This window comes from Rhodopseudomonas boonkerdii (assembly GCF_021184025.1).
Taxonomy (GTDB): Bacteria; Pseudomonadota; Alphaproteobacteria; order Rhizobiales; family Xanthobacteraceae; genus Tardiphaga; species Tardiphaga boonkerdii.
Genome location: NZ_CP036537.1, coordinates 1226468 through 1252209 on the forward strand (window position 1 = coordinate 1226468; position 25742 = coordinate 1252209).

22 protein-coding genes and 1 tRNA gene are annotated in these 25742 nt (G+C 62.1%); 11 read left to right on the forward strand and 12 right to left on the reverse strand.

Annotated features, from left to right (window positions below; translation table 11 throughout):
* Positions 1-37: 37 nt before the first annotated feature.
* Positions 38-922: a UTP--glucose-1-phosphate uridylyltransferase gene (locus tag E0H22_RS05715; protein ID WP_233024684.1), complete on the reverse strand. Its 885-nt coding sequence runs from the start codon at positions 920-922 to the stop codon at positions 38-40.
* Between the two features lie 295 nt (positions 923-1217).
* Between E0H22_RS05715 and E0H22_RS05720 the strand changes: the two genes are divergently transcribed.
* Positions 1218-2555: a lytic murein transglycosylase gene (locus E0H22_RS05720; protein ID WP_233026158.1), complete on the forward strand. Its 1338-nt coding sequence runs from the start codon at positions 1218-1220 to the stop codon at positions 2553-2555.
* A gap of 14 nt (positions 2556-2569) precedes the next feature.
* Here E0H22_RS05720 and E0H22_RS05725 read toward each other — a convergent pair whose 3' ends face one another.
* Positions 2570-3448 carry a TauD/TfdA dioxygenase family protein gene (locus E0H22_RS05725; RefSeq protein WP_233024685.1) on the reverse strand — a complete coding sequence of 293 codons (879 nt, stop codon included), beginning with the start codon at positions 3446-3448 and terminating at the stop codon, positions 2570-2572.
* 115 nt (positions 3449-3563) lie between these two features.
* The gene (locus tag E0H22_RS05730; RefSeq protein ID WP_233024686.1) at positions 3564-4343 is read right to left on the reverse strand and encodes an SDR family NAD(P)-dependent oxidoreductase; all 780 of its coding nucleotides are present in this window, start codon (positions 4341-4343) and stop codon (positions 3564-3566) included.
* 178 nt (positions 4344-4521) lie between these two features.
* Here E0H22_RS05730 and E0H22_RS05735 point away from each other — a divergent pair, with 178 nt between their 5' ends.
* Entirely contained in the window at positions 4522-4884 is a 363-nt protein-coding gene (locus E0H22_RS05735; RefSeq protein ID WP_233024687.1) for a CsbD family protein, read from the forward strand.
* Positions 4885-4957: 73 nt separating this feature from the next.
* Here the strand turns inward: E0H22_RS05735 and E0H22_RS05740 are convergent, their stop codons facing one another.
* From E0H22_RS05740 to E0H22_RS05750, 3 genes are all read right to left on the reverse strand, one after another.
* On the reverse strand, positions 4958-6643 hold the full coding sequence (locus tag E0H22_RS05740) for an SGNH/GDSL hydrolase family protein (RefSeq protein ID WP_233024688.1): 1686 nt from the start codon (positions 6641-6643) through the stop codon (positions 4958-4960).
* Positions 6644-6905: 262 nt separating this feature from the next.
* The gene (locus E0H22_RS05745) at positions 6906-7313 is read right to left on the reverse strand and encodes a DUF930 domain-containing protein (RefSeq protein WP_233024689.1); all 408 of its coding nucleotides are present in this window, start codon (positions 7311-7313) and stop codon (positions 6906-6908) included.
* Between the two features lie 301 nt (positions 7314-7614).
* A complete protein-coding gene (locus tag E0H22_RS05750) occupies positions 7615-8496 on the reverse strand; it encodes a hypothetical protein (protein ID WP_233024690.1) in 882 nt (293 codons plus the stop codon).
* A gap of 534 nt (positions 8497-9030) precedes the next feature.
* Here E0H22_RS05750 and gltB point away from each other — a divergent pair.
* A complete protein-coding gene (gene gltB, locus E0H22_RS05755) occupies positions 9031-13788 on the forward strand; it encodes a glutamate synthase large subunit (protein WP_233024691.1) in 4758 nt (1585 codons plus the stop codon).
* A 137-nt stretch (positions 13789-13925) separates the two neighbouring features.
* Entirely contained in the window at positions 13926-15383 is a 1458-nt protein-coding gene (locus E0H22_RS05760; protein ID WP_233024692.1) for a glutamate synthase subunit beta, read from the forward strand.
* A 247-nt stretch (positions 15384-15630) separates the two neighbouring features.
* Here the strand turns inward: E0H22_RS05760 and E0H22_RS05765 are convergent, their stop codons facing one another.
* Positions 15631-16107: an Hsp20 family protein gene (locus E0H22_RS05765; RefSeq protein WP_233024693.1), complete on the reverse strand. Its 477-nt coding sequence runs from the start codon at positions 16105-16107 to the stop codon at positions 15631-15633.
* 197 nt (positions 16108-16304) lie between these two features.
* Between E0H22_RS05765 and E0H22_RS05770 the strand changes: the two genes are divergently transcribed.
* Together E0H22_RS05770 and E0H22_RS05775 are read left to right on the forward strand one after the other, a co-directional pair.
* Positions 16305-17252 (forward strand): alpha/beta fold hydrolase, encoded by a 948-nt coding sequence (locus tag E0H22_RS05770; protein WP_233024694.1) that lies wholly within the window; start codon positions 16305-16307, stop codon positions 17250-17252.
* Positions 17253-17337: 85 nt separating this feature from the next.
* Positions 17338-17976 carry a LysE family translocator gene (locus E0H22_RS05775; RefSeq protein ID WP_233024695.1) on the forward strand — a complete coding sequence of 213 codons (639 nt, stop codon included), beginning with the start codon at positions 17338-17340 and terminating at the stop codon, positions 17974-17976.
* A 2-nt stretch (positions 17977-17978) separates the two neighbouring features.
* On the opposite strand, the gene E0H22_RS05780 is transcribed toward E0H22_RS05775, so the two are convergent.
* The gene (locus E0H22_RS05780; RefSeq protein WP_233024696.1) at positions 17979-18731 is read right to left on the reverse strand and encodes a sulfite exporter TauE/SafE family protein; all 753 of its coding nucleotides are present in this window, start codon (positions 18729-18731) and stop codon (positions 17979-17981) included.
* A gap of 90 nt (positions 18732-18821) precedes the next feature.
* Here E0H22_RS05780 and E0H22_RS05785 point away from each other — a divergent pair, with 90 nt between their 5' ends.
* On the forward strand, positions 18822-19715 hold the full coding sequence (locus tag E0H22_RS05785) for a LysR family transcriptional regulator (RefSeq protein WP_233024697.1): 894 nt from the start codon (positions 18822-18824) through the stop codon (positions 19713-19715).
* Between the two features lie 196 nt (positions 19716-19911).
* On the opposite strand, the gene hisN is transcribed toward E0H22_RS05785, so the two are convergent.
* The 4 genes from hisN to E0H22_RS05805 form a co-directional block, all read right to left on the reverse strand.
* Positions 19912-20694 carry a histidinol-phosphatase gene (gene hisN, locus E0H22_RS05790; RefSeq protein WP_233024698.1) on the reverse strand — a complete coding sequence of 261 codons (783 nt, stop codon included), beginning with the start codon at positions 20692-20694 and terminating at the stop codon, positions 19912-19914.
* Between the two features lie 662 nt (positions 20695-21356).
* Positions 21357-21521: a Flp family type IVb pilin gene (locus tag E0H22_RS05795; protein WP_233024699.1), complete on the reverse strand. Its 165-nt coding sequence runs from the start codon at positions 21519-21521 to the stop codon at positions 21357-21359.
* Positions 21522-21706: 185 nt separating this feature from the next.
* Positions 21707-22594 carry an N-formylglutamate amidohydrolase gene (locus E0H22_RS05800; RefSeq protein WP_233024700.1) on the reverse strand — a complete coding sequence of 296 codons (888 nt, stop codon included), beginning with the start codon at positions 22592-22594 and terminating at the stop codon, positions 21707-21709.
* On the reverse strand, positions 22591-22773 hold the full coding sequence (locus E0H22_RS05805) for a hypothetical protein (RefSeq protein WP_233024701.1): 183 nt from the start codon (positions 22771-22773) through the stop codon (positions 22591-22593). Before E0H22_RS05805 ends, E0H22_RS05800 begins: the two co-directional genes overlap by 4 nt.
* A 109-nt stretch (positions 22774-22882) precedes the next feature.
* On the opposite strand from E0H22_RS05805, the gene cpdR reads away from it, so the two are divergent.
* The 4 genes from cpdR to E0H22_RS05825 all read left to right on the forward strand — a co-directional run bounded on the left by cpdR (position 22883) and on the right by E0H22_RS05825 (position 25542).
* Positions 22883-23242, forward strand: coding sequence for a cell cycle two-component system response regulator CpdR (gene cpdR, locus E0H22_RS05810; RefSeq protein WP_092145876.1), 360 nt, complete (start codon positions 22883-22885; stop codon positions 23240-23242).
* Positions 23243-23349: 107 nt separating this feature from the next.
* Positions 23350-23424 (forward strand) — tRNA-Val (locus E0H22_RS05815).
* 157 nt (positions 23425-23581) lie between these two features.
* Positions 23582-24385, forward strand: a complete 804-nt coding sequence (locus E0H22_RS05820) for a gamma-glutamyl-gamma-aminobutyrate hydrolase family protein (protein ID WP_233024702.1) — start codon at positions 23582-23584, stop codon at positions 24383-24385.
* A 242-nt stretch (positions 24386-24627) separates the two neighbouring features.
* Positions 24628-25542, forward strand: a complete 915-nt coding sequence (locus E0H22_RS05825; RefSeq protein ID WP_233024703.1) for an amino acid ABC transporter substrate-binding protein — start codon at positions 24628-24630, stop codon at positions 25540-25542.
* The last annotated feature ends 200 nt before the right edge of the window (positions 25543-25742 follow it).

Consider the following 25742-nt stretch of genomic DNA (forward strand, 5'->3'; position numbering starts at 1 on the left):
GGCGCAACTACGCCTTCGCGCAACCCATCCTACGTTTTCATTTGCCGAGATAACGCAGCATATCGGCGCGCAGGGTTTCGTTGAGGTCTGCTCGCTGCAAGCCATAGGCGATGTTGGCGCGTAGGAAGCCGGCTTTGGAGCCGCAATCGTGGCGTTCGCCTTCGAACTTTACGCCGAAGAAGGGCTGATTCTTGGCGAGACCGATCATGGCGTCGGTGAGCTGGATCTCGCCGCCGGCGCCGCGCTCCTGGGTCTCCAGGATCTTGAAAATTTCCGGCTGCAGGATGTATCGGCCGGTGATCGAGAGATTGGATGGGGCCGTGCCTTTCGGCGGCTTCTCCACCATGCCGTCAATGCTGAACGCGTTCGGATGAGACGGGTGGCGTCCGCTGACGCTGCAGATGCCATATTGATGCGTCATCTCCATCGGCACTTCTTCGACGGCGACGAGATTCGATTTGGCATCGAGAGCGCTGGCGATGTCCGCCATCTGCTTCAGGGCGCCGGGCGAATTGAGCACCAGTTCATCCGGCAGCACCACCGCAAAAGGCTCGTTACCGACGATGTGACGGGCACACCACACCGCGTGACCGAGGCCGAGTGGAGCCTGCTGACGCGTGAAGCTGGTCTCGCCGGCACCGGGCTGGAAGCGCGCGAGCTGCTCCATTTCGGCGGTCTTGTTGCGGCCCTTCAAGGTCTCGTCGAGTTCGAACATGCGGTCAAAGTGGTCTTCGATCACGCCCTTGTTGCGGCCGGTGACGAAAATGAAATGCTCGATGCCGGCTTCGCGGGCCTCGTCGACCACATACTGGATCAGCGGCCGATCGACGATGGTCAGCATCTCCTTCGGCATCGCCTTGGTGGCGGGAAGAACACGGGTGCCGAGACCAGCGACAGGGAAGACGGCTTTGCGAATTTTCATCGGGAGCTTTGCAGTGAGCTGGAAGGAATGACATGCAGGCGACACAACAAGGATTGCGCGCCATGGTTCCCTTTGCAAGCGGTAACAAAGGCGGATGTATGTCACCCGTACGGCGATTGTCGGTATTCCGGGCGACGGTGCCGTCTGACTTTGCCGACGGAATCGGACTAATGTTAAGCGGATCGAAAGCCTCGTCGGCCTTTTGTCATCACACCGTTACGATGGGAAATTTGGGATGACGACCATAGGAAAGAGCGGACGCAAACCCGTCCTGCGCTGCGCGCGTCTGGCTGCGATGGTTGTCGGTGCCGCGTTCGCCATGTCGCCCGTTGAGGCGCAGGCGCAATCAGGCAATCCGCTTAGTTTCCTCGACAGCATCTTCAATAATTCCGGCCAGCGACCGGCGCCGGGCGCACCGGCGTCCGGCTCCAGCGCATCGCCGCCATGGAGCGGTGAAGATGGCGCGTCAGGCCATCCGCTGATGACCGCGCCGGCGATCCGCGAAGCCGCCGCGAATTTCGACAACTGTGTCGCCGGCCTGTGGCCTGATGCCGCACGACGTGGCATCTCCGAGCAGAACTATCGCGATATCACGGCCGGCCTGACGCCCGATCTGCGGCTGATGGACCTGATGGATTCCCAGCCAGAATTTACCAAGGCGATCTGGGACTATCTCGACATCCTCGTCAACGACAACCGCGCTGCCAAGGGCCGTGAGGTGCTGGCGCAGTACAAGACGATTTTCGATGCGGCCGAACGAGCTTACGGCGTCGATCGCTACATCATCGCCTCGATCTGGGGCATCGAGTCCAACTACTCAACCATGATCGGCGATCGCGATGTTGTGCGATCCACGGCAACGCTCGCCTGCGTCGGTCGGCGTCAGGCCTACTTCAAGGACGAATTCCTGACCGCCGTCGAGATCCTGCATCGCGGCGATCTGCGTCGCGATCAGCTCAAAGGGTCATGGGCCGGTGCGTTCGGTCCGACGCAGTTCATGCCGACGGCGTTCAAGCGCTTCGCTGTCGATGGTGATGGCGATGGACGCCGCGACGTTGTCGATAATCCGACCGATCTGATTTTTTCGACGGCCAACAACCTGAAGAAGGACGGTTGGCAGAGTGGACAGCCCTGGGGCTATGAGGTCGTGGTCCCGCAGGGCTTCAACTACATGCAGGCCGACCGCGCCAAGATGCTCACACTGGCGCAGTGGGAGCAAATGGGTCTGAAACGTGCCAACGGTCAGCCATTTCCACGCAGCGGCGAGAAGGCCTACCTGCTTGCGCCTGCCGGCGCGCAGGGACCGGGCTTTTTGATGATGCAGAATTTTCGTGTGATCATGAAATACAATCCTGCCGAAGCCTATGCGCTGGCCATCGGCCATTTTGCCGACCGGCTGCGCGGCGGCCCCCCCTTCGTCCAGCCCTGGCCGCGCCAGGAGCGTGTGCTGTCACGCGCCGAACGGCTCGAACTGCAGCAATTGCTGGTTCAGCGTGGTCTCTACAAGGGCACGCCGGACGGCCAGTTCGGTAGCATGACCCGTGAAGCGTTACGCAACTTCCAGGCTTCTATCGGCATGCCTGCTGATGGTTTCGCAACCTCGGAAGTGCTGGACCGCTTGCGCGGCAGATAGCGCTATTCAGCCGCCTACTGCTGCGCCACCGTCGGCTCGCTGCCTGCCACGGTCGCGCGACGCATGTCGCGTGGCTGCGACTGATCGTAACGGCGCACGCGATGCATGGTCTGGCGATTGTCCCACATCACGAGGTCGTGCAGCGTCCATTTGTGAACATAGACGAATTGCGGCTGGGTGGCGTGTTCGTTGAGATCACGTAGCAGGACGCGGGCTTCGGGCACGCTCATGCCCTTGATCGCGCCGGCATGGGACGACAGATAGAGCGACTTGCGGCCATGAACCGGATGCGTCCGCACCAGCCGCTGCAGCACCGGCTTGAACATCTCCTTCTCCTCATCGGAGTAATCGAGGAAACCGAGCGCGCCGCGTGAGTTCATGAGCGAATGTTCGCAGATCATGTCTTCGATCTCGACCTTGGTATCACCGTCGAGTGCATCATAGGCGGCGCGCATGTCGGCGAATTCTGTATTGCCGCCCCTCGGGTTTACGACACGGGCCGAGAGCAGCGAGAATTTTGCCGGGATGGCGCGGAAGGAACTGTCGGAATGCCACAGGCAGTTGCCCAGATTGAACAGATGGGTGCGGCTGTCTTTCGCCAGCGGCTTGCCGTCCTTGCCGAGATTGGAGACGTCGGCGAGACCGGAGCTCAGCCGATAGTCTTCCTTCTTGGTGACGCTGCCGCCTTTCCTGTTTTCGCGCTCGCCAAAATGATTGGCGAAAGCGAGCTGCTGTTCGTCGGTGATGTCCTGATTGCGGAACACCAGCACGGCATGCTCGTCCATCCCGCGTTCGATGGCTACAGCGTCTTCCGCACTGATCGGCTTGGTGAGATCGACGCCAGAGACTTCGCCGACGAAAACAGGATGGAGCTTGCGGATGGTCACGGGCATTGCATTTCCTCCGTGGTGAATGGTTGAGCCCATTCGATTGCGGCTCTGGTCATGCCGTGCCGCTTGGGGAAAATGCTACGCCCGCACCAAGTGATGTCAATCAGCGGAAATGCACTCAGGCATTGCGCGCCATCAATCCTCCGTCCACCGGAATGACCGTGCCCGTCAGATAAGACGCCGCGGGCAGACACAGACTTACGGTCATATGCGCGACCTCCTCGGGATCGCCGTAGCGGCGAAGCGCCGTGCGGCGTTTGGCGAAGATGGCCTTGTGCTCGTCGCTGATGCGCGCGGTGATGCCGGTCGTGATCGGGCCGGGGCAGATACAGTTTACCGTGATGCCCTCGCGGCCCAGCTCGACGGCGAGCGAGCGTGTCAGGCCGGTGACGCCGGCTTTTGCCGCGGAATACGGGCTGTGCAGCGCGGTTGCGCCGAGCGCTTCGGTGGAAGCGATGTTGACGATGCGCGGGCATTGCGACTTGCGCAGATAAGGCAGCGCCGCGCGGATCGTGCGCTGATGCGAGGTCAGCATGATCGCGATGGCGCGATCCCATGCAGCGTCGTAGCCGTCCTTGTCGATCTCGGTGGAAATCGACATGCCGGCATTGTTGACGATGATGTCGAGTCCGCCGAAGTGCGACGCGGCCTCGTTCACCACCGTCTTGATGCGTTCGGGATCGGCGACATCGAGCGTCCAGGCGTGCGCGTTGCCGCCATTCGCGGTGATGGCGTCGGCGACCTTCGCCGTCCCTTCGGGTGACAGGTCGGTGACGGCGACATTGGCGCCTTCCTCGCCGAATACGCGGGCGGTTGCGCGACCCATGCCGCTTGCGGCGCCGGTAACGAGAACGGTGAGGCCGCGCACGGAGCGGCTCAGGGACTTGTAGTCTGACAAGGGAATCCTCCGATGTTTCGCCTTCATGTCGAGGCTTGCGCTAAGGCTCGCATCGATCGGAAGACGGGTCAAACGCGCTTGGATCGTGCTTTATCGAAGCCCGTATGATTGGGGCGGAACCTGCAAGCTATTCACGCATTACACCGGCGAGAGAGTTTTTCCTCACGGAGTGATTGATATGGATAAAGACCGCATTGCAGGTGCCGCAAAAGATGCTGCCGGCAAAGTTGAGAACGTTGTCGGCAAGGTCACCGGCGACGAGCGCACCGAAATGTCCGGCCGCGTGCGCGAAGCGGAAGGTGCCGTGCAGAACCTGTACGGCCAGGTGAAAGACGGCGTGCGCGACGCGTCGGAGAAAGCCGCCAGCTATGCCAAGGACGCGCTCGATAGCGATACCTATCGCGACGGCACGCAGGCGCTGTCGCGTCAGGTCCGCGACAATCCGCTTGGTTCGCTGCTGATCGCGGGCGGCATTGGCTTTGCGCTGGCCATGCTGATGACGCGCCCGCCGCGTCGCCGTCCGAGCCGTTTCGGCTACTAAGTGTCTCAGGTCTTTAAGTAAAATGCCTCGTTCGCGAAAGCTGGCGAGGCATTTTCGCGTGTCAGTTCCGCAATCAGCGGAAGAAGAATCCGGACGGGGCGGAGGCGGCGGGGCCGATATTGGCCGGCGGGCGCGGGCCGCCCTGCTGTTGTTGACGGGGCCGCGGGGGGGCCTGCTGCGCCGGCCGGCGCGGCTCGTCATTGCCGAACAGGTTGCCGATGAAGGACGGCGTTTCGCTGGCCAGCGGCGTCTTCTTCTTGGCCTGCTGTCTTGGCGCGGCAGCCGGCGCTATCACCGGTGTGATGCCCTCGGGCGGGGCCGCGGCCGTCGCAGTGCCTGAGTTGGAAGGAGACGGCGTCATTACCGCCATCGGCATATCGCTCCTCGGAGTCTCTTTGGCGGGTTCACGGCCGATCTCGCGGCGCGGCCAGGCAAAATCGTCGGCGCGGCCGGGCGGCGCATTCAGCGGTTCGCCCTTCGCCAGCGTCTTCGTGACGAGTGGATCGATGTTCAGCGTCTTGGCGCCGGGACCGCCGAGCAGGGTGTCGCCGCCGATAGAGGCCGCGACCAACGGCACGATCGGACCGGCCAGCGGGCGCGGTGGCGGCCCGCCCGGGACGACATTGATGTCAGGCTGCGCCGGTTCGGTCGGCAGCGCCACCGGCGCGACGCGGCCCGACAGCAGGCGCGTGATCTCGCGCTCGACATAGTGTGCCATCTTGCGGGCGCCGGCCTTGGTGAAATACACGCCGTCCGGCGTGCGCAGCCGTCGGATCTGACCTTCGAAATCCGGACCCTGCTGCAGGAAGCGGCCGGATTCGTCGACGAAGCCGTCCCAGATATCGACATAGGTGATACCCGCCTTGCCGGCGGCATCGCGATAGAGATTGTTGAGATAGACCATGTCGGCCATCGCTTTCGGCCCCCGCACCGCGGGCAGGCCGACCCAGAGCACGGGCACGCCCTTGCTCCTGGCGATGTTGATCATCTCCTCGATCTTCTTCTCGTAGAGTTCACCCCAACGGTCGTCGCGGAATTCCACCATGCCGCCACTGCCACGCGTGTTGCGCTCATTCACGATGGCGCCGGGATCCGGAATATCCGCGTCGTCGGCATCGGCATTGTCTGTCGGCTTGTCCCCGGGCTTCACCTCGGCGGCGCCGTCCTTCTTCGCAGCCTTCTTGTCAGGCTCACGAAGCGGGATGCGGTCATTGAGGCCGAGCATGATGACGATGGCGTCGGGCTTCTCAGTGGCGAGTATGCCCTTGGCCGCCGCCGCCCAGTCGGATGGCTCGCCCTTCGGCTGATAGCGGAGCAGGCCGGAGACGGTCTTGTGCTTGCGGATCACGCCCATGTCGGGCTGTTCCGAATAGGCGTCTTCGAGGCCATAGCCGAGCCAGTCGGCCATACTGTCGCCGAGCACCAGCACATTACGTTCGGCCTGGGCGTCGCGCTTGTCGGATTGCGGGGCGCGAGAATAGTCCTCGCGGCGGCGCGGTGCCTGCTGTTGCTGCGGCGCCTGCTGCTGGAATGGCTGGAAGAAGTCGCCGCCGAACCAGCCTCCGCCGAACCCGCCGCGCTGTGGCTGCGGCCGCTGTTGCGGTGGCGGGCCGCCGAAGCCGAAAAATTGCGCCGAAGCGGTGCCCGCGATGCCGATCAGCAGCGCCAGCGCCGTGACGCCGACGGCCAGCGTCAGCCGTTCGCGGCGCCACAGATCGGGCCGCCATCGGGCTTTCGGTGCTTTCCGTTTGTCGGACATTCGGACTGATGGCCTCGACCGCTGGACGGGCGCAAAGGCCCAGGTTCCTATCCAGATTATACCCGGATTCGGGCTGCAAGCAGGCAACCTCGTTGCCCGCCATCAAGCCTTGCGGGCGGGGAAGGTCAAGCTGCCCAGCGATCTTTTCGCGGCAAGGTTACCGGCGAGCCTTATCCCGGGCGCGATGCGGCGTGACACGGTTCCGGCTCTGCGAGGTATCACGTCGAAGAAGCGCGCCGCATCGCGTCCAGGACAAGATGGATCACTTCCAGAGCCCGTAAGAGGCCCACTTCGCGGGCGGAATCGCAGCACCGGTCTTGTAGCTGAAATCCAGCACGGTCTTGTGGTCCGGCGTCGCCTTGCAGGTGAAGGACATCTGGTACCATTTGCCGCCGGCGCGGAATGCGCCGCCTTTAGCTACCAGCGTGTTGCCGAGATGCTGCGGCGGCACGATCACGTCGGATTTGGCGCGGTCGACCCGTGCGCCGGCCGACTTGCTCTGGCTCATCCGTCGCATCGCCTCAAGATCGCAGATTTGCTCCAGCCGGGTTTTCGGATCGAGCCTGTCGAGCGCGCGGAGAAACCGTGCATCGGGTGCAGCCGAGACGGCCGTCGTAGGCGCAACTGATGCGACCGTGATCGCGGCGAGCGCGAGAGCAGGGGATTTCATAGGGACCTGCGAATTCGGGAAAGCGAAGGAGCGGGATGTGTCGGTTAGCGCAGGAGCGCCGTGCTGACCAGCGACCGATGGTTTTATGCAGCGGCGGCGTCGCGTGAGGCGAGTCGCGCCCTCGTTTGTCGTCACCCAGCCGTGCGCGCAATTGCGCGCCAGGACTGGGTGACGACAACGGAGTGTCTGGATTTCCTTCCAACTGCCCGCCGAAAGACGCGAGTCGCGCTTCTCTGTGCGGTTGCAGCCGACCTGTCGGCTCCTCCTCCCCTGCAACTAGGGGAGTAGGTCACTCGCTTTGTTATTCCAGTCCCTGAACCACGGCCGGCTTGTCGCCGGTTGCTGCAGGTGTCTCCGGCTTTGCTTCCGTTGCAGGCGGAGCCACGGTTGGCGGCGTTTCGGCCTTCTCGGCGGGAGGTGCCGCGGTTGCCGACCCTGGCTCCGGTGCTTTCACCTCCGCAGGTTTCGTCTCCGTCACCGCCGATTGCTGCACCGGTGCGGGGACAGGCGTGGCGGCCGGTTCAGGCGGCTTCTCGGCAATCGGTTTGTCGATCGCCGGTGGCTTTTCCACGGCGACGGGCTTTGCGGGTGTTGCAACGGCCTTGGCCGGTGGCGCTTTTGGCAACGGCACGGTCGCCGTACGGCTTGCCACTTTCTGCTTGGAAGGTGGCGTGACAGCGGATGGCGCACCACCGGCAGTTCTGGCTGCATTGGCATCGAATGGCGGCCGGCGATATTGCGGCAGCTCCGGTAATGCGGCCTGGGGGCCGTAACGGACCACGATTTCTTCGTTCATGCGGTCGCCCATCTGGTAGGCCGGCATGAAACGAAGAATTCTGCCGGAGCGGGCATCAATCACCATCCGCCCGTCCTCGCCTCGGCGATCGATGGCCGCCATGGTGTAAACGAGCCCGCGCTGCTGCGGTGCGCCGAGCGGCGAGAAGCCGGCTTCGCGGACGATCGCGTAAATTTCGTGCGGCAGCAGCACCGAGGGCGCGTAACCCTCGCTATAGCGGGGGCCGGGCATATAAATTCGTGGTTGCCGCATTGCCGCATAGGGGCCGGGTTCCTCGAAATCCGACACCACGACTGCATCGCCCCGCATCGGCGGCAAAACCTGTGCCTGCGCGGCGGTCGCCAGCACGAGACCGAACGCGGTGAAGCATCCCATCGTGAATTTCATCGCATACTCCTTCGACACCCCCGCGCCCGGAGACTGATCTGGTCGGGAAACCACTTCATCGTCCGCCCCGGCCTGGCGATGTTCCCCGCGTCAGGCGGTAACGGACGGCGCTAACCTCCCTGCCGAATTCGGCAGGGAAAGGGCCGGATCGAGGCACCTTTGACGCAGGACGTTGCGGTTCGTTAAACCCCTGAAGCCAGCGATTGCCATGCGCTGTTGCATTGCGACGGCGGACTCTCGCGCGCTTGTGTGCTAGATAAAAGTTTGGCAAGGTGATGGTTAGGACAGCATCACTGTCGCAATTTTTTGTGGCAGAACCCGTATTGGGGCTGCGACAAAACCAGGCGCTCCGGTTAAGGAGGCGCCTGGTAAGGCAGGATATGGGGTGGCCACCGGGGACGATGGGCGCCACCAGTCTGAATTCTGAAAACGAGGCTCGCAAGACACGCGAGCGGTAGCCCAGGAGGGTTCCGCGAGCGTCAAGGGTGCGCCGACAAAGGTGGCAGAGCCCCGACGGGGGCTGAGAGGACGAAGATGAGCGGATCAGAGCACGAGCGCCAATTGATCGAAACCGGTACGCAGACGGCGGCCCCGGCTATCAAATCGGCTCACGTGAAAGATACCGTCATCAAACCGGAACTGCACACCTACCGCCCGCCGGCGCTGGGCCTGTATGACCCGGCCAAGGAAAAGGACGCCTGCGGCGTCGGTTTCATCGCCAATATCAAGGGTGCGAAGTCGCATCGGATCGTATCTGACGCGCTGAATATCCTGTGCAACCTCGAGCATCGCGGCGCCACCGGCGCGGATCCGCGCTTCGGCGACGGCGCGGGCATTCTGGTGCAGATTCCCCACAAGTTCTTCGCCCGCAAGGCGACCGAACTCGGTTTCGAATTGCCGGAGCCCGGCCAATATGCCGTCGGCGCGTTGTTCATGCCGCGCGACGTGCCGTGGCGGAAAGTGCTGCAGGGCATCATCGCCGACCAGATCAAGGCCGAAGGTCTGAAGCTGCTCGGCTGGCGCGAGGTGCCGACCGACAATTCCTCGCTCGGTGAAAGCGTGAAGCCGACCGAGCCGACTGTCATGCAGGTCTTCATCGGCATCGGCAAAGCCAAGATCGCCGATGCCAACGATTTCGAGCGCCGTCTCTATATCCTGCGCAAGTCGATCTCGCAGGCGATCTATTCGCGCCGCGAGCGCGGCCTGTCGGGCTATTACGCCTGTTCGCTGTCGTGCCGAACCATCATCTACAAGGGCATGTTCCTGGCAGACCAGCTCGGCAGCTACTATGCCGACCTGCACGAGGATGACTTCGAATCAGCGCTCGCCCTCGTGCATCAGCGCTTCTCGACCAACACCTTCCCGACCTGGTCGCTGGCGCATCCATTCCGCATGGTCGCGCATAACGGCGAAATCAACACGCTGCGCGGCAACACCAACTGGATGGCGGCGCGTCAGGCCTCGGTGGAATCCGAACTGTTCGGCAAGGACATCAGCCGTCTTTGGCCGATCTCCTATGAAGGCCAGTCGGACACCGCCTGCTTCGACAACGCTCTCGAATTCCTCGTGCAGGGCGGCTATTCGCTGGCGCACGCGGTCATGATGATGATTCCGGAAGCGTGGGCCGGCAATCCACTGATGGATGAGCAGCGCCGCGCCTTCTACGAATATCACGCGGCACTGATGGAGCCGTGGGACGGTCCGGCTGCGCTGGCCTTCACCGACGGCCGCCAGATCGGCGCCACCCTGGACCGTAACGGCCTGCGTCCCGCGCGCTATCTCGTCACCAAGGACGACCGCATCGTCATGGCGTCCGAAATGGGCGTGCTCGACATTCCGGAAGAGAACATCGTCACCAAGTGGCGCCTGCAGCCGGGCAAGATGCTGCTGGTCGATCTCGAGCAGGGGCGCCTGATCCCGGACGAAGAGATCAAGGCCGAGCTCGCCGCCAGCCATCCCTATGCGCAATGGCTGCACAACACCCAGATGCGCCTGGAAGAACTGCCCGACGCGCCGTCGACGGGCCAGCGCTCGAACCTGCCGCTGCTCGCGCGCCAGCAGGCCTTCGGCTACACCCAGGAAGACATCACCATCCTGATGACGCCGATGGCGTCGCAGGGCGAGGAAGCCGCGGGTTCGATGGGCACCGACACGCCGATCTCGGCGCTGTCGAACAAGCCGAAGCCGCTCTACACCTACTTCAAGCAGAATTTCGCGCAGGTGACCAACCCGCCGATCGATCCGATCCGCGAGGAGCTCGTCATGAGCCTCGTGTCGATCATCGGGCCGCGGCCGAATCTGCTCGACCATGAGGGTGTCGCCACCACCAAGCGCCTCGAAGTTCGTCAGCCGATCCTGACCGACCAGGATCTGGAAAAGATTCGCTCGATCTCCGACGTAGCCGATTCGCACTTCGTCTCGCGTACCCTCGACACCACCTTCCATGCCGGGCTCGGTGCGTCGGGAATGGAGCAGGTGCTGGACGAACTTTGTGCGCGCGCCGAAGGCGCGGTGCGCGAGGGCGTCAACATCATCATCCTGTCGGACCGCATGGCGGGCTCGGATCGTATCCCGATCCCGGCGCTGCTGGCCTGCGCCGCCGTGCATCACCATCTGATCCGCACAGGCCTGCGCACCTCGGTGGGTCTCGTCGTTGAATCCGGCGAGCCTCGCGAAGTGCATCACTTCGCTTGTCTGGCTGGCTATGGCGCCGAAGCGATCAACCCGTACCTGGCCTTCGAATCCATCATCGCGATGAAGGACAAGCTGCCGGTCAAGCTCGACGACTACGAAATCGTCAAGCGCTACATCAAGTCGATCGGCAAGGGCCTGCTGAAGGTGATGTCCAAGATGGGCATCTCCACTTATCAGTCCTATTGCGGCGCGCAGATCTTCGACGCGGTCGGCCTACGTTCGGAGTTCATCAGCAAGTACTTCACCGGCACTCACGGCCAGATCGAGGGCGTCGGCCTGCCGGAGATCGCGGAAGAAACCGTGCGTCGCCACAATGAGGCGTTCGGCGAGATCCAGATCTTCAAGAACGCGCTCGATATCGGCGGCGAATACGCCTATCGCAGCCGCGGCGAAGACCATGCCTGGAATGCCGAGACGGTGTCGCTGCTGCAGCACGCCGCCCGCGGCAACTCGCAGGAGCGTTATCGCGCTTTCGCCAAGATGCTCAACGACCAGGCCGAGCGCCTGCTGACCCTGCGCGGCCTGTTCAGGATCAAGACCGCCGAGGACGAGAAGCGCAAGCCGGTGCCGCTCGAGGAAGTCGAGTCTGCGAAGGAGATCGTCAAGCGCTTCGCGACCGGCGCCATGTCGTTCGGCTCGATCTCGCGCGAGGCGCACACCACGCTCGCGATCGCCATGAACCGGATCGGCGGCAAGTCGAACACCGGCGAAGGCGGCGAAGAGGCGGATCGCTTCAAGCCGATGCCGAACGGCGATTCGATGCGTTCGGCGATCAAGCAGATCGCGTCCGGTCGCTTCGGCGTGACGACGGAATATCTCGTCAATTCCGACATGATGCAGATCAAGATGGCGCAGGGCGCGAAGCCCGGCGAAGGCGGACAGCTGCCCGGCCACAAGGTCGACGCGACCATCGCCGCCGTCCGCCACTCGACCCCGGGCGTCGGCCTGATCTCGCCGCCGCCGCATCACGACATCTATTCGATCGAAGATATCGCGCAGCTCATCTACGACCTCAAGAACGTCAATCCGACGGGCCAGGTCTCGGTGAAGCTGGTGTCGGAAATCGGTGTCGGTACGGTGGCCGCAGGCGTCGCCAAGGCGCGTGCGGACCATGTGACCATCGCCGGCTTCGAAGGCGGCACCGGCGCCTCGCCGCTGACTTCGATCAAGCATGCGGGCTCGCCCTGGGAAATTGGCCTTGCCGAAACCCACCAGACGCTGGTGCGTGAGCGGCTGCGCTCGCGCATCGTCGTTCAGGTCGATGGCGGCTTCCGCACCGGCCGCGACGTCGTCATCGGCGCGCTGCTGGGTGCCGACGAGTTCGGCTTCGCGACTGCGCCGCTGATCGCGGCGGGCTGCATCATGATGCGCAAGTGCCATCTCAACACCTGCCCGGTCGGCGTCGCGACGCAGGACCCGGTGCTGCGCAAGCGCTTCACCGGCCAGCCCGAGCATGTGATCAACTACTTCTTCTTCGTCGCTGAAGAAGTCCGCGAGATCATGGCGACCCTGGGCTACCGTACCTTCGATGAAATGGTCGGTCAGGTGCAGATGCTCGACCAGACCGCACTGGTCTCGCACTGGAAGGCCAAGGGGCTTGACTTCTCCAAGCTGTTCGTGCGCCAGCCTGAACTGCCCGGTCAGAAGATCTATCATTCGGAAGAGCAGAACCATCACCTGGAGAAGGTGCTGGATCGCGAACTGATCGCCAAGGCTCAGTCCGCACTCGACCGCGGCGCCCCAGTGAAGTTCGACGCCAAGATCAACTCCACCAATCGTTCGGCCGGTGCCATGCTGGCAGGCGCGGTGGCCAAGATCTACGGCCATGCAGGCCTGCCCGAGGACACGATCAAGGTGTCGCTGAAGGGCACTGCCGGTCAGGCCTTCGGCGCCTGGCTGTGCAACGGCATCACGTTCGATCTCGAAGGCGAAGGCAACGATTATGTCGGCAAGGGCCTGTCAGGCGGCAAGATCATTGTCCGTCCGCCCGCGCATTCGGGCATCGTGCCGGAAGAATCCATCATCGTCGGCAACACCGTGATGTATGGCGCGATCGAGGGCGAGTGCTATTTCCGCGGCGTCGCCGGCGAACGCTTTGCCGTGCGTAACTCGGGCGCGGTGGCCGTCGTCGAAGGCGCCGGCGATCACTGCTGCGAATACATGACCGGCGGCATTGTCGTGGTGCTCGGCAAAACCGGGCGCAACTTTGCGGCCGGCATGTCCGGCGGCATCGCCTATGTCCTCGACGAGGCCGGCGATTTCGAAAAGCTGTGCAACATGGCGATGGTCGAGCTCGAGCCGGTCCTCTCCGAGGAACTGGTTGCCGAGAATGCCTATCACCACACCGGCGATCTCGAGGCCCATGGCAAGGTGGACGTGTTCGCCAACCTGCTGGAATCGGACATCGAGCGTCTGCACATTCTGATCTCGCGTCACGCAAAATATGCGGGCTCGAAGAAGGCGCAGACGATTCTCGCCGACTGGAAGACCTGGCTGCCGAAATTCCGCAAGGTCATGCCGGTCGAGTATCGCCGCGCTCTCAAAGAGATGAAAGCGAAAGCCGCCGACGCCGAACCGAAGATCGCGATCGGCGCGTAAACACCAAGGCCCCTCATGGTGAGGAGGCGCGCAGCGCCGTCGCGAACCATGAGGGTACCGCGCTCATCCTTCGAGACGCGCTGTGCGCTCCTCAGGATGAGGTCCGAGTTAGAATTCTCGCTTAAGGCGTCACGTTAATGGGCAAGATCACCGGTTTTCTCGAAATCGAACGTCACGATCGCAAGTATGCGCCGGTCGCGGAGCGGCTGAAGAACTACAATGAGTTCGTGATCCCGCTTGGGGACAAGGATACGCAGAGCCAGGCAGCGCGCTGCATGAATTGCGGTATCCCCTATTGCCACGGCACAGGCTCGGTGCAGCCCGGCACGCCCGGCTGTCCGGTCAACAACCAGATTCCGGACTGGAACGACCTCGTCTATCAGGGCAATTGGGAAGAGGCCTCGCGCAATCTGCATTCGACCAACAACTTCCCGGAGTTCACCGGTCGTATCTGTCCGGCGCCGTGCGAAGCGTCCTGCACGCTGAACATCGACGACAATCCGGTGACCATCAAGACGATCGAATGCGCCATCGTCGACAAGGCCTGGGACAATGGCTGGCTGAAGCCGCAGGTCGCCACCGAGAAGACCGGTCGCAAGGTCGCCGTGATCGGCGCCGGCCCGGCCGGCATGGCCTGCGCGCAGCAGCTGGCCCGCGCCGGCCACGAGGTCCATGTCTATGAGAAGTTCGCCAAGGCCGGCGGCCTGATGCGCTACGGCATTCCCGACTTCAAGATGGAGAAGGGGGTCATTGATCGCCGCGTCGAGCAGATGGTCGGCGAAGGCATCGTCTTCCACTACAACACGCCGGTGGGGGGCACGGCGCCGAACGCCGTCGATCCCGCCGAGTTGGTGAAGAGCTACGACGCCGTCGCCCTGACCGGCGGTGCCGAGCACGGCCGCGATCTGCCGATCCCGGGCCGTGAACTCGATGGCATTCATTTCGCCATGGATTTCCTGCCGCAGCAGAATCGCCGCGTCGGCAACGAGCCGCTCGGCGACGTGAAGGACATTCTGGCCGGCGGCAAGCATGTCGTCGTCATCGGCGGCGGCGACACCGGTTCGGACTGCATCGGCACCTCGCTGCGCCAGGGCGCATTGTCGGTGACCCAGCTCGAAATCATGCCCGCCCCGCCGGAGCGCGAGAACAAAGGTCTCACCTGGCCGAACTGGCCGCTGAAGATGCGTACCTCGTCCAGCCAGGCCGAAGGCGCCGAGCGTGAATTCGCCGTGCTGACCCAGAGCTTCGAGGGCAAGGATGGCAAGGTCACGCAGCTCAATTGCGTGCGGGTGGACGACAAGTTCAAGCCGATTCCCGGCAGCGAATTCGTCCTCAAGGCCGATCTCGTATTGCTCGCCATGGGCTTTGTGCATCCGGTGCACGAAGGCATGCTGAAGACCCTCGGGGTCGAGCTCGACCAGCGTGGCAATGTCCGCGCCGGCCTGACCGACTTCGCGACGTCGCTGCCGAAGGTGTTCTCGGCCGGAGACATGCGCCGTGGCCAGTCGCTGGTGGTGTGGGCGATCCGTGAGGGCCGCCTGTGCGCCCGCGCGATCGACACCGCGCTGATGGGGACGACGACGCTGCCGCGTTGATGCGTAGGGCGGATGAGGTGAAGCCGTAATCCGCCGTTCTTCGCCACACGCCATCGGCCGGCGGATGACGCTTCGCTCATCCGCCCTACGACTGAGCGAAATCACAGAAGCCTCGATGCGGTCGCATCGGGGCTTTCTCTATGCTTCGCTGCGCACTCTCGCGATGAGCGCCAAAAAAACGCCCCGGATTGCTCCGGGGCGCTCGCAATGGATAGCTACACTTACTTACTTCACTAAACAGTCGCCTTTACGCGGCGACTTTCTCGGCCGAGCCATCGACCACCTGCGGCGAGCTTACGGCGCCGGTGGAAATCGGGATGCTCCGCGGCTTCGCGGCTTCCGGGATCTCGCGGACGAGGTCCACATGGAGCAGGCCATTTTCGAGCGAGGCATTCCTGACCTGCACGAAGTCGGCGAGCTGGAAGGCACGTTCGAAGGCGCGGGCGGCAATGCCGCGATAGAGCACTTCGGACTTGTTGCCGTTCTCGTTGGCGGCTTTCTCGCCCTTGATCGTCAGCGTATTTTCCTTCGCGACGATGGAAAGTTCATTCTGGGCAAAGCCGGAGACGGCGACGCTGATACGATACTCGTTCTCACCGGTACGTTCGATATTGTAGGGCGGATAGCCCGGCGCGCTGTCGCTGGTGCTCTGATCGAGCAGATTGAACAGGCGATCGAAGCCGACGGTGGAACGATAGAACGGGGTCAGATCATAGGTACGCATAGGATAGTCCTCCATTGAGCGACTGTTTCGGTTACCCGCCCGCCAAACCGGGCCGGGCTCTCGTGTCATGCAGCCTAGAGAGGCCTGCATGAAGGTGATATGGGAGGGGTGTTACGGCCTGCAAGGGGCCCCAAAAGAATCTCGCCGAAATCCAGGAAGACCTTGAAAACTCGCCTCTTTTACCTAGCCGGTCCCGCATGACGCTTGTCTCGATCCCTGCCAATCCGGTTCCCGAAGGCGCCACTTCCGGCATAATCAAGACGCCCGATGGGGTCGAGCTGCGCTTCGCGCGATGGGCGCCGCCGGCAGGTCACAAGGGTACGGTCTGTGTCTTCAGCGGCCGCGGTGAATTCATTGAAAAGTATTTCGAGACGGTGCGCGATCTGCGCGACCGCGGATTTGCGGTCGCGATGATCGACTGGCGGGGCCAGGGCCATTCGGCGCGGCAACTGCGCGATGCCCGCAAGGGCTATGTGCGCAGCTTCTCGGACTTCGAAATCGATGTCGAAGCCTTTGTGCAGCAGGTAGTCATGCCGGACTGCCCGCCGCCTTACTACGCGCTGGCGCATTCGATGGGGGGCGCGGTGATGCTGCGCGTGGCCCATGCGGGGAAGCGGTGGTTCGATCGCATGGTGCTGTCGGCGCCGATGATCGATCTGCCGGGCCGCGCGACGTCGCTCCCGGCACGGTTGCTGCTGCGTGTCATGCGGTTCACTGGCCAGGGTGGCAACTACATTCCGGGCGGCAACGGCGAACTGGTCGGGACGACCTCCTTCCCGGACAACAAGCTGACATCGGACCCCGTGCGTTATGCGCGCAACGCTGCGATCCTGCAGGAAGATCCGGCGCTCGGCATCGGTTCGCCGACGATCGCCTGGGCAGACACCGCGATCCGCGCGATGCATGGATTCCGGGCGACGCGATATCCGGCCGATATCCGCCAGCCGATCCTGATGCTGGCTGCGAGCCATGATCAGGTGGTTTCGACGCCAGCCATCGAGGAATTCGCCTATCATCTGCGGGCAGGATCGCATCTCGTCATCGCTGGTGCGCGGCACGAGATTTTGCAGGAGCAGGACCGCTACCGGCAGCAATTCTGGGCGGCCTTCGATGCCTTCGTGCCGGGGACGCCGTTATTTAAGTGAGCTATGTTTGTCATCACCCGCGAAAACGGGTGATCCAGTGGACGCCGGCGACGACAAGTGAAGTGTAGTTCAAGGATCATCATCAATGTTCGGCATTCACGATATCTGGCTGTTCGTCCTTTCTGGTCTGCTACTCAACATCACGCCGGGGCCGGATACGGCTTACATCGTCGGGCGGAGCGTGCAGATCGGGTGGCGTGGCGGTGTCGCGGCGGCGCTGGGGATTTGCGCGGGATGTCTCGTCCATGTCTTTGCGGCGGCCATCGGGCTCTCGGCGCTGCTCGCGGCATCGTCGACGGCCTTCACCATCGTGAAATGGGTTGGCGCTGCCTATCTGCTCTATAGCGGCATTCAGATGTTGCGTTGGAAGACGCCGGAGAATCCGCTTGCCTCATCTATCGAGAAGCCGGCGATACGGCTTGGCCATGTGTTCTGGCAAGGCGCTTTGACCAATGCGCTGAATCCAAAGGTCGCGCTGTTCTTCCTCGCATTCCTTCCGCAATTCGTGGACGCCGATGCGTCCCACAAAGCGCTGGCCTTCATGGCGCTTGGCATGATGTTCATCGGCACCGGCGCCATCTGGTGTCTGTTGGTCGCGGTGTTTGCCGCCCGTGCCGCACGACGTGTGCGACAGTCCGGCAAAGGACTGGTCTGGATCAACCGCGCCCTTGGCAGCGTGTTCATCTATCTCGGGATTCGCGTGGCATTGCTGGAGACCCGATAGCGTTACTTCATCACGGCCAGTGTCGCGCTGACGGCGAGATAGATGCCGAGCAGCAGCATTGCGATCAGGAACCAGCGGCGGAATTGCTCCGGTGCCATGCGGTCACGCACTGCCTGGCCGAGAAACATGCCGGCGAAAGCGGTGATCATGGCGACGATTCCGGGCACCGCGGTTGCCGCATTGAGCAGGCCGGCACTGGTGAGGTTAAAGGCCTGGGCCACCGTGGCGACGGTGAAGTAGAGACCGAGCGCCTGGACGAGTTCGTTTTTCTCCATGCCGATGGATTGCATGAACGGCATCGAGGGGATGACCTGCACCCCCGTCGCAGCCGAGACGACGCCGGTGATCGCACCGACGATGCCACCGACCCATTTTTCATCCTTGGGCGCGGTCCTGAACTGGAATTTGACCAGCGTTACGACGGCATAGATGACCAGCAACACGCCGAGCACGATCGCGCCGTATTTGGCGTAAGGCCCCGTCATCAGGCTTCCGCACAGCCAGATCGCGATCGCGGTGGTGAGCAGCAGCGGCCATAGCCGGTAGATGATATCGCGCAGATAGGGGCCGGCGAAGGTCTGCCAGATGTTGGTGACGATGGCCGGCACGATCACGATGGTGAGCGCCTGCACCGGCGTCATGGTGGTGGCGAGCAGGCCCATCGAAACCGTGGGCAAGCCGAGGCCGATGACACCTTTGACGAAACCGGCCAGGGCGAATACGGCGGCGATCAGAATGAGCAAGCTGTCGATCATGGTGCGACACATTGACCGATCCACGTGAGCGGCACAATCTGGAGGTTATGGAGAATGCCTTCGTATCAGCCGAAGGCTGGGAGGCGGATGATGCATTTCGATCTGGTCGATCTCAGGCTGTTCGCCGCAGTGGTGGAGGCACGGAGCATTACCGGAGGCGCAGCGGCGGTTCATCTCGCGCTTGCCTCGGCAAGTGCGCGCATTCAGGGCCTCGAAGCAGCCGCCGGCGTTGCTCTGCTTAAGCGCGGGCGACGTGGTGTGACGCTGACGGCGGCAGGAGAAAGCCTGCTCGGCCATGCTCGTGTGGTGCTGCATGACGTGGAAGCCTTGCGCAGCGATATGGCAGCCTATGCCAGCGGGGCCAAGGCCAGCATCGTCCTGCTCGCAAACACCGTCGGTTTGTCCGAGCATCTGCCAAAAGCGCTGGCTGCGTTTCTGCGGGAGCACCCGCAGGTCAGCCTTGAAGCCGAGGAGCGGGAAAGCGCCGATATCGCGCAGGCGATCGCCGCGGGCAGCGCCGATCTCGGTTTCGCCGCCGAGCATACGCTGCCAGACACGCTGGACCGCTTCATTTTCAGCGAGGATCGGCTGGTGCTCGTGACGGCGCCGCGGAGCGATCTGGCATCTCGCCGATCGATCGATTTTCGCGAGGTGGCCGATCGCGACTTCATCGGGCTCACCAATGCGACGGCGCTGCAGAATCACATCGGCAAATATGCCGCCCGGCTGGGTGCGCGGCTGAGATATCGCGCCCAGATGCGCGATTTCGATGCCATGTGCCAGATGGCGGCGGCGCATGTGGGCATTGCCATCGTCCCGGAAGTGGCGGCGCGACGGTGTGCGAAATCGATGGCGATCACGCTGGTGCGAATCCGCGATGTCTGGGCCAATCGCAAGCTGGCGATCTGTTTTCGCGATCTGAAGGCGATGTCGCGCCCCGCGCAGCAACTGGTGGAGCATCTGCGAGCAGCGGCAAGGGGCTGAGCTCACTCTGCCCTGATCCTGAGAGCCTGACTGATAATGCGGTCCGCAGTTTGGCGCTGCTGGTCGCTCAGGCTGAGTGCAACAGACGCTGTCTCTCCCGCCTGAACGCAGTTGCGTTCAGGCTGAGGTGAGGAGGCCTAGCGGCGCAATTGCGCCGCTGACAGCGCCGTCTCGAACCAGGGGGGTGTGGCTTCGCTCACCCATTCAGCAGCCTCATTGCGGCGTCATGCACGCGCGGGTCTCCGGCGGCGATGATCTTGCCACCGTTCTGGGCCGGCTTGCCGTCCCAGGTGGTGACTACACCACCGGCGCCGGTGACGATGGGGATCAAGGCGGCGATGTCATACGGCTTCAACTCGGTCTCGATGACGAGGTCGAGATGGCCGGCGGCCAGCATGCAATAGGAGTAGCAGTCGCCGCCATAACGCGTGAGGCGGACATGTTTTTCGACGCCCTGGAAGACGGCGCGGTCGGTCTCGTTCATCAGCAGCGGGCTGGTGGTGAACAGCACGGCCTTCTCCAGCGACTCGCAGCGGCGAACGGCCAGTTTGCGGGTGCTGCCATTGGCGCCCTGGTAGCGCGCCGAACCGTTGTCGCCGGAAAAGCGCTCGCCGATATAGGGCTGGTGCATCATGCCATAGACCGGTGTGCCCTTATGCAGCAGCGCGATCAGGGTGCCCCAGGTCGGAAAGCCCGAAATGAAGGACTTGGTGCCGTCGATGGGATCGAGCACCCAAACATAGTCGGCATCCGCGCGCTCGATGCCGAATTCCTCGCCGACGATGCCATGCTGCGGGAAGCTCTGCTTGATCAGGCGGCGCATCACCGCCTCGGCGCCGCGATCGGCCTCGGTCACCGGGTCGAAATCCCGCGTGTTCTTGTTGTCGATGCTCAGTGAGGTTCGAAAGAAGGGCAAGATGGTCTCACCGGCCGCGGTGGCGAGACGGCCGATGAAGGCAGTGAAATCGATGACCGTCACGATGGGAATCCTCTACGGCGGAGAAGCGTGGTCTAGCTGCCAATCTATATAGCGGCTTGTATCCGGCTGCATATGAGGCCGGCTTGTTTGCCCACCGCTCTTGCTCCTGCGCAGACTGCGCAGATGTATTTATGCGCACTCCGCGCAATTCAATCGGAAGGGATTTGTGAGCGCAAGAACTGGAATTTTGCGGATAAGAATGAATTTTTATTCATTTATGAAAATGGGTCAAAACAGCTGACCTTTTTCAAGTGTTTGTTTTTGCAGTATTTATTTTTGACAAGCATGCTGCACCGACCAAAGCGCCTTGCAATTTTTGCATGAGAAAATGCCGGAAAACCCTTGCACTTCGCGGCCCGAGAATGCATATTGTTGCGGTGCGGTAGCGCCTTGCGCTATCGCTGCCCTCCTTGGGCGTTTCCTCCCTAGACTTGGGCCGCTTGCTTTCGCAAGTGGCCCTTTTTTCTTGTCTATGGAGTTTTGCAAGACGCGCGGCAATCGGCCAGCAATCTTGTTTATGCCCTCACATCCTTCGCGAGCTCAGCCGACAGCTGCTGGCATCTGCTGCGACCGGTGCTATTCGCCTGGCTCAGCGGGCGTAGAATTGAGGCGGGCAGATCGCTCTGGCTGAGAGCCGGAGCCGATCGGAAGCGCGGCGTGATTTACTTCAGCGAGCTGTTGAGGTCGGTGAACTTCGTATTCAGGTTGGTGCCGAGGCCGTTAACGACGGCGATGATGGCGAGCGCGATGCCGGCGGCGATAAGACCGTATTCGATGGCTGTGGCGCCTCTCTCGTCCTTCACGAACTTCATGAAAACATTCGTCATTCTGGTCATTTTCTCTGCCCAATGTTGCTACGGCCCAAAGCCGTTGCGATCAAATGGCGGTCCGAAATCTAAGGTTGTGTGAATCGTTGCGATGAAATCGTGCGCTATCGCGCTATCTGCATCATTTGTCGCAGGCAACCCGTTCGTATCCTGGGCCCGGATATGGCCGGGGGCGCAGTTGCGGATTACTCGGCGGCCGTCTGGAACGGTCCGAGCACGCCGAGCGGAATGTCGATCAGGGCATCCGCCAGAACCGTGAAGTCGTGAGCGATCTGGTCGAAGCGGGCTGTGCGTTCGCGCTTGCGTTCGTCCATGTAGATCGCGCGGTTCAGCTCGATCTGGACCGCGTGCAGGCCGCTGGCTGGATTGCCGTAATGTTCGGTGATGAAGCCGCCGGCATAGGGTTTGTTGCGCCCGATCGAATAGCCAAGCCGATGATAAGTGTCTTCCACCACATCGGTGAGCAGTCCGGCGCAACTGGTGCCATAGCGGTCGCCGATCACCACGTCGGGCCGGCGCGGCTCCTCGCGTGCGATGCCGATGGACGGCATCGAATGGCAATCGACCAGAATGGCCGTACCGAAGGTCTGATAGGCCTTGTTGACCAGGCGGCGCAGAGCGCGGTGATAGGGTTTGTAGAGGCTTTCGATCCGGTTGAGGGCGTCATCCACATTGAGCCGCTCGCGATAGATCTCGTGGCCGTCGCCGACCACCCGAGGAATCGTGCCGAGGCCGCCGGCGACGCGCATGGAGCGCGTGTTGGCGAAACTGGGCAGCCGGCCGGTGAACATCCGCGGATCGAGTTCGTAGGGCTCGCGATTGACGTCCACATAGGAGCGCGGGAAATGCACGCGCATCACGGGAAAGCCGAGGTCGGCCAAGCCACCGATCAATTCGTCCATGAACGAATCTTCGGAACGGCGCAGGGTGGCAACGTCGATTCGCGCGGCGTTGAGGAATTCTGCGGGGTAGACCGTGCCGGAGTGAGGCGAATTGAAAATGACCGGCGCCCGCCATTCGGTGGGTTCGACGATCTCGAAAGGGGGCGACAGCTCACCGTCAGATTGGGTCATCGTCGCGTTTCGTCCTGCAGGCACGTGCTTCCAAGCCGCCAGTCTGGCAGAAAACGAGCGATTTGCGAGGTGTCATTGTCGGCAAGGCGCATGAACTGACCGGTGCGCAGCGGAATCCGGTTCCCCATTGACAGCAAAAGCCATGTTTTGTTGCTCTGAACCGCAATCTGGCGCACCATAATGAAACGCTTATCCACATGTCGGCCGCGCAAACTTCACCCGAAATTTACCAACACTCGGGCTTAGTAGGCGGAAGCTTTCCTCACTCGGGTTCGACGTCTCAACGCCATGCACAAGATCCTTCTCGCCGAAGACGACAACGACATGCGCCGGTTCCTGGTGAAGGCGCTGGAAAACGCTGGTTTTCAGGTGTCGCACCACGACAACGGAATGTCAGCCTATCAGAGGCTGCGCGAAGAGCCTTTTGAAATGCTTCTAACGGATATCGTGATGCCGGAAATGGACGGCATCGAACTGGCCCGTCGTGCCAGCGAACTCGATCCGGACATCAAGATCATGTTCATCACCGGCTTCGCTGCCGTGGCGCTGAATTCGGACAGCGAGGCGCCAAAGAACGCCAAGGTTCTGGCGAAGCCCGTGCATCTGCGCGAATTGGTCAGCGAAGTGAACAAGATGCTGGCCGCCTGAGTGCTGAAATAATTCTGCAAAAGAGGCCGGGATTGGTACCCCAGCGTCCTTGCCTGACCGGACCTTACCCGTTATAGGGTCCGCATTACCCGTCACGACCGGTTCTAGGGCGCGTAGCTCAGCGGGAGAGCACTTCCTTGACATGGAAGGGGTCACAGGTTCGATCCCTGTCGCGCCCACCATCTGCCCATCAGGTCATTCAAATATCCTCCAAATCGACCTTCCGAGGTCGATTTTTCTCCCATGCAGGGAAGAATGGATGTTCTGTTCCCTTGTCAGTCGTTTTTGTGGCAGGAGTCGGCTATAGCTGAACTGTCATAAAGTGTTCGACCGGAAGCTATGGCAATCAAGTCCCGGCCCGTCATTGGCGTGATCGGCAACGCCTATCGCATCGAGAACAGATTTTCCGTCCAGGCGGCCGGAGAAAATAATCTTCGCGCGGTGGCCGATGTGGCGGGCGCCTTGCCCATAATGTTCGCCGGCGCGCCGGATATCACAGATATCGGTGAGGTTCTGGACATCGTCGACGGCATCCTGCTCACCGGTGCCCGCGCCAATGTCCATCCCATCCGCTTCGGCGTGCAGCCCTGTGTCCGCCATGAGCCCTATGACAACGGGCGGGATGAAGTGGCGCTGACCATGGTGGAGGCCTGCGTGGCCCGTGGTGTGCCGATCTTCGGTATCTGTCGCGGGCTGCAGGAAATGAACGTCGCCTTTGGCGGCACGCTGCATCCTGAAATTCGCGAATTGCCTGGCCGGATGAATCACCGGATGCCGCGGCTCGAAAATGGCGAGATTCATCCCGATCCGGCTGTCGTGTTCGCCGATCGTCACGAGGTCCACCTGACCAGCAATGGCACCTTCGCCAGTCTGCTCAAGCGTGAGACCATCTCAGTCAATTCATTGCATGGCCAAGGGATCGAGATTCCCGGCCGAAGGGTGGTGGTTGAGGGGATAGCCGAAGACGGCACCATTGAAGCGATCCGTATTGCAGACGCGCCAAGCTTCGCTCTCGGGGTGCAATGGCATGCCGAATACGATCCGCAGACCAATCCGATCAATCGCACACTCTTCCTCGCTTTCGGCGAGGCTGTCGCGGCGCAAAAACAGCGTCGGAAGATCGGCGTCGCAGCGCCGGCCTGACTTTCGTAGCAAGATCGTCATCCTGCGACGATCCGCCTGTTAGCGTTCTGCGTCTTCTGCGGAATGCGCGAGAACCAATCTTCTCGTTTAAACGTATCACTTCCACGCGCGCCCCGGCCAATTCGTCATTTGTCGGGCGGGGCATTTGCGTTTGGCCCCGTTTGTGCAAGCATGACGGGCGGACATGCCCGTGTGCTCGGAGGGGGCGACGGTGTGAGACCGGAGTTATGAGGAGAGGGACTATGAAACGACTTTTTCTGCTAGGGACCGTGGTTGCGGCCGCTTTCGCGACCCAAGGCTTTGCCAGTGCGCAGGAGCTCACCGGCACGCTCAAAAAAATCAAGGACACCGGCGCCATCACCATCGGCTTCCGCGATTCCTCCGTGCCGTTCTCCTATCTCGATGACAATCAGAAGCCCGTCGGCTTTGCCATGGATATCTGTTACAAGATCGTCGAGGCGGTGAAGAAAGAGCTGAAGAACGACAAGATCGAAGTGAAGCTCAATCCGGTGACATCCGCGACGCGCATTCCGCTCATCGCCAACGGCACCGTCGATCTCGAATGCGGCTCCACCACCAATAATGTCGATCGCCAGAAGCAGGTGTCGTTCACCAACACTCACTTCCTTACCGCCAGCCGCTTTGTCTCCAAGAAGAGCGCCAAGCTCGAGAAGATTGACGATCTGAAGGGCAAGACGGTGGTCTCGACCTCAGGCACCACCAATATCAAGCAGCTCACCGAAGTGAATGCCGCGCGCAATCTCGGCATCAACATCGTGCCGGCCAAGGATCATGCCGAGGCGTTCCTGATGGTCGAAACCGACCGTGCCGTCGCCTTCGTAATGGATGACATTCTGCTGGCTTCACTCGCCGCCGGCGCGCGCGATCCGAACGCCTATGTCATTTCCAAGGATGCGTTCTCCAAGCCCGAGCCTTACGGCATCATGCTGCGCAAGGGCGATGACGCATTCAAGAAGGTCGCCGATGCGGCCACCGCCGAACTTTACAAGAGCCCGGAAGGCGCCAAGCTCTACGACAAATGGTTCATGCAAAAGATCCCGCCGAAGGGTTTGAACCTCAACGTTCCGATGGGGCCGGAGCAGACTAAGGCATTCGCCAAGCCGTCGGATTCGCCAGATCCGGATGCGTACCTCTAAGCTGCACTCCTAATCTCTCCCCGCTTGCGGGGAGAGATCGTCATTCGCATGCAGAGCATTTGAATGGTGGGTGAGGGGGCTCTCCACACGCTCTGAGCCCGCGGAGAGTCCCCTCATCCGCCCCGAACTTGCTCCGCGAGCGCGGGCCACCTTCTCTCCGCAGGCGGGGACGCAATGGCCCGTCCATTGCATAGTATTCG

Excerpts from the sequence above, each read along its gene's own strand:
- E0H22_RS05715 (WP_233024684.1), bottom strand. The coding sequence starts at position 922 with ATGAAAATTCGCAAAGCCGTCTTCCCTGTCGCTGGTCTCGGCACCCGT.
- E0H22_RS05720 (WP_233026158.1), top strand. The coding sequence starts at position 1,218 with ATGGTTGTCGGTGCCGCGTTCGCCATGTCGCCCGTTGAGGCGCAGGCG.
- E0H22_RS05725 (WP_233024685.1), bottom strand. The coding sequence starts at position 3,448 with ATGCCCGTGACCATCCGCAAGCTCCATCCTGTTTTCGTCGGCGAAGTC.
- E0H22_RS05735 (WP_233024687.1), top strand. The coding sequence starts at position 4,522 with ATGGATAAAGACCGCATTGCAGGTGCCGCAAAAGATGCTGCCGGCAAA.
- E0H22_RS05740 (WP_233024688.1), bottom strand. The coding sequence starts at position 6,643 with ATGTCCGACAAACGGAAAGCACCGAAAGCCCGATGGCGGCCCGATCTG.
- E0H22_RS05745 (WP_233024689.1), bottom strand. The coding sequence starts at position 7,313 with ATGAAATCCCCTGCTCTCGCGCTCGCCGCGATCACGGTCGCATCAGTT.
- E0H22_RS05750 (WP_233024690.1), bottom strand. The coding sequence starts at position 8,496 with ATGAAATTCACGATGGGATGCTTCACCGCGTTCGGTCTCGTGCTGGCG.
- gltB (WP_233024691.1), top strand. The coding sequence starts at position 9,031 with ATGAGCGGATCAGAGCACGAGCGCCAATTGATCGAAACCGGTACGCAG.
- E0H22_RS05760 (WP_233024692.1), top strand. The coding sequence starts at position 13,926 with ATGGGCAAGATCACCGGTTTTCTCGAAATCGAACGTCACGATCGCAAG.
- E0H22_RS05765 (WP_233024693.1), bottom strand. The coding sequence starts at position 16,107 with ATGCGTACCTATGATCTGACCCCGTTCTATCGTTCCACCGTCGGCTTC.
- E0H22_RS05770 (WP_233024694.1), top strand. The coding sequence starts at position 16,305 with ATGACGCTTGTCTCGATCCCTGCCAATCCGGTTCCCGAAGGCGCCACT.
- E0H22_RS05775 (WP_233024695.1), top strand. The coding sequence starts at position 17,338 with ATGTTCGGCATTCACGATATCTGGCTGTTCGTCCTTTCTGGTCTGCTA.
- E0H22_RS05780 (WP_233024696.1), bottom strand. The coding sequence starts at position 18,731 with ATGATCGACAGCTTGCTCATTCTGATCGCCGCCGTATTCGCCCTGGCC.
- E0H22_RS05785 (WP_233024697.1), top strand. The coding sequence starts at position 18,822 with ATGCATTTCGATCTGGTCGATCTCAGGCTGTTCGCCGCAGTGGTGGAG.
- E0H22_RS05795 (WP_233024699.1), bottom strand. The coding sequence starts at position 21,521 with ATGACGAATGTTTTCATGAAGTTCGTGAAGGACGAGAGAGGCGCCACA.
- E0H22_RS05800 (WP_233024700.1), bottom strand. The coding sequence starts at position 22,594 with ATGACCCAATCTGACGGTGAGCTGTCGCCCCCTTTCGAGATCGTCGAA.
- E0H22_RS05805 (WP_233024701.1), bottom strand. The coding sequence starts at position 22,773 with ATGGTGCGCCAGATTGCGGTTCAGAGCAACAAAACATGGCTTTTGCTG.
- cpdR (WP_092145876.1), top strand. The coding sequence starts at position 22,883 with ATGCACAAGATCCTTCTCGCCGAAGACGACAACGACATGCGCCGGTTC.
- E0H22_RS05820 (WP_233024702.1), top strand. The coding sequence starts at position 23,582 with ATGGCAATCAAGTCCCGGCCCGTCATTGGCGTGATCGGCAACGCCTAT.
- E0H22_RS05825 (WP_233024703.1), top strand. The coding sequence starts at position 24,628 with ATGAAACGACTTTTTCTGCTAGGGACCGTGGTTGCGGCCGCTTTCGCG.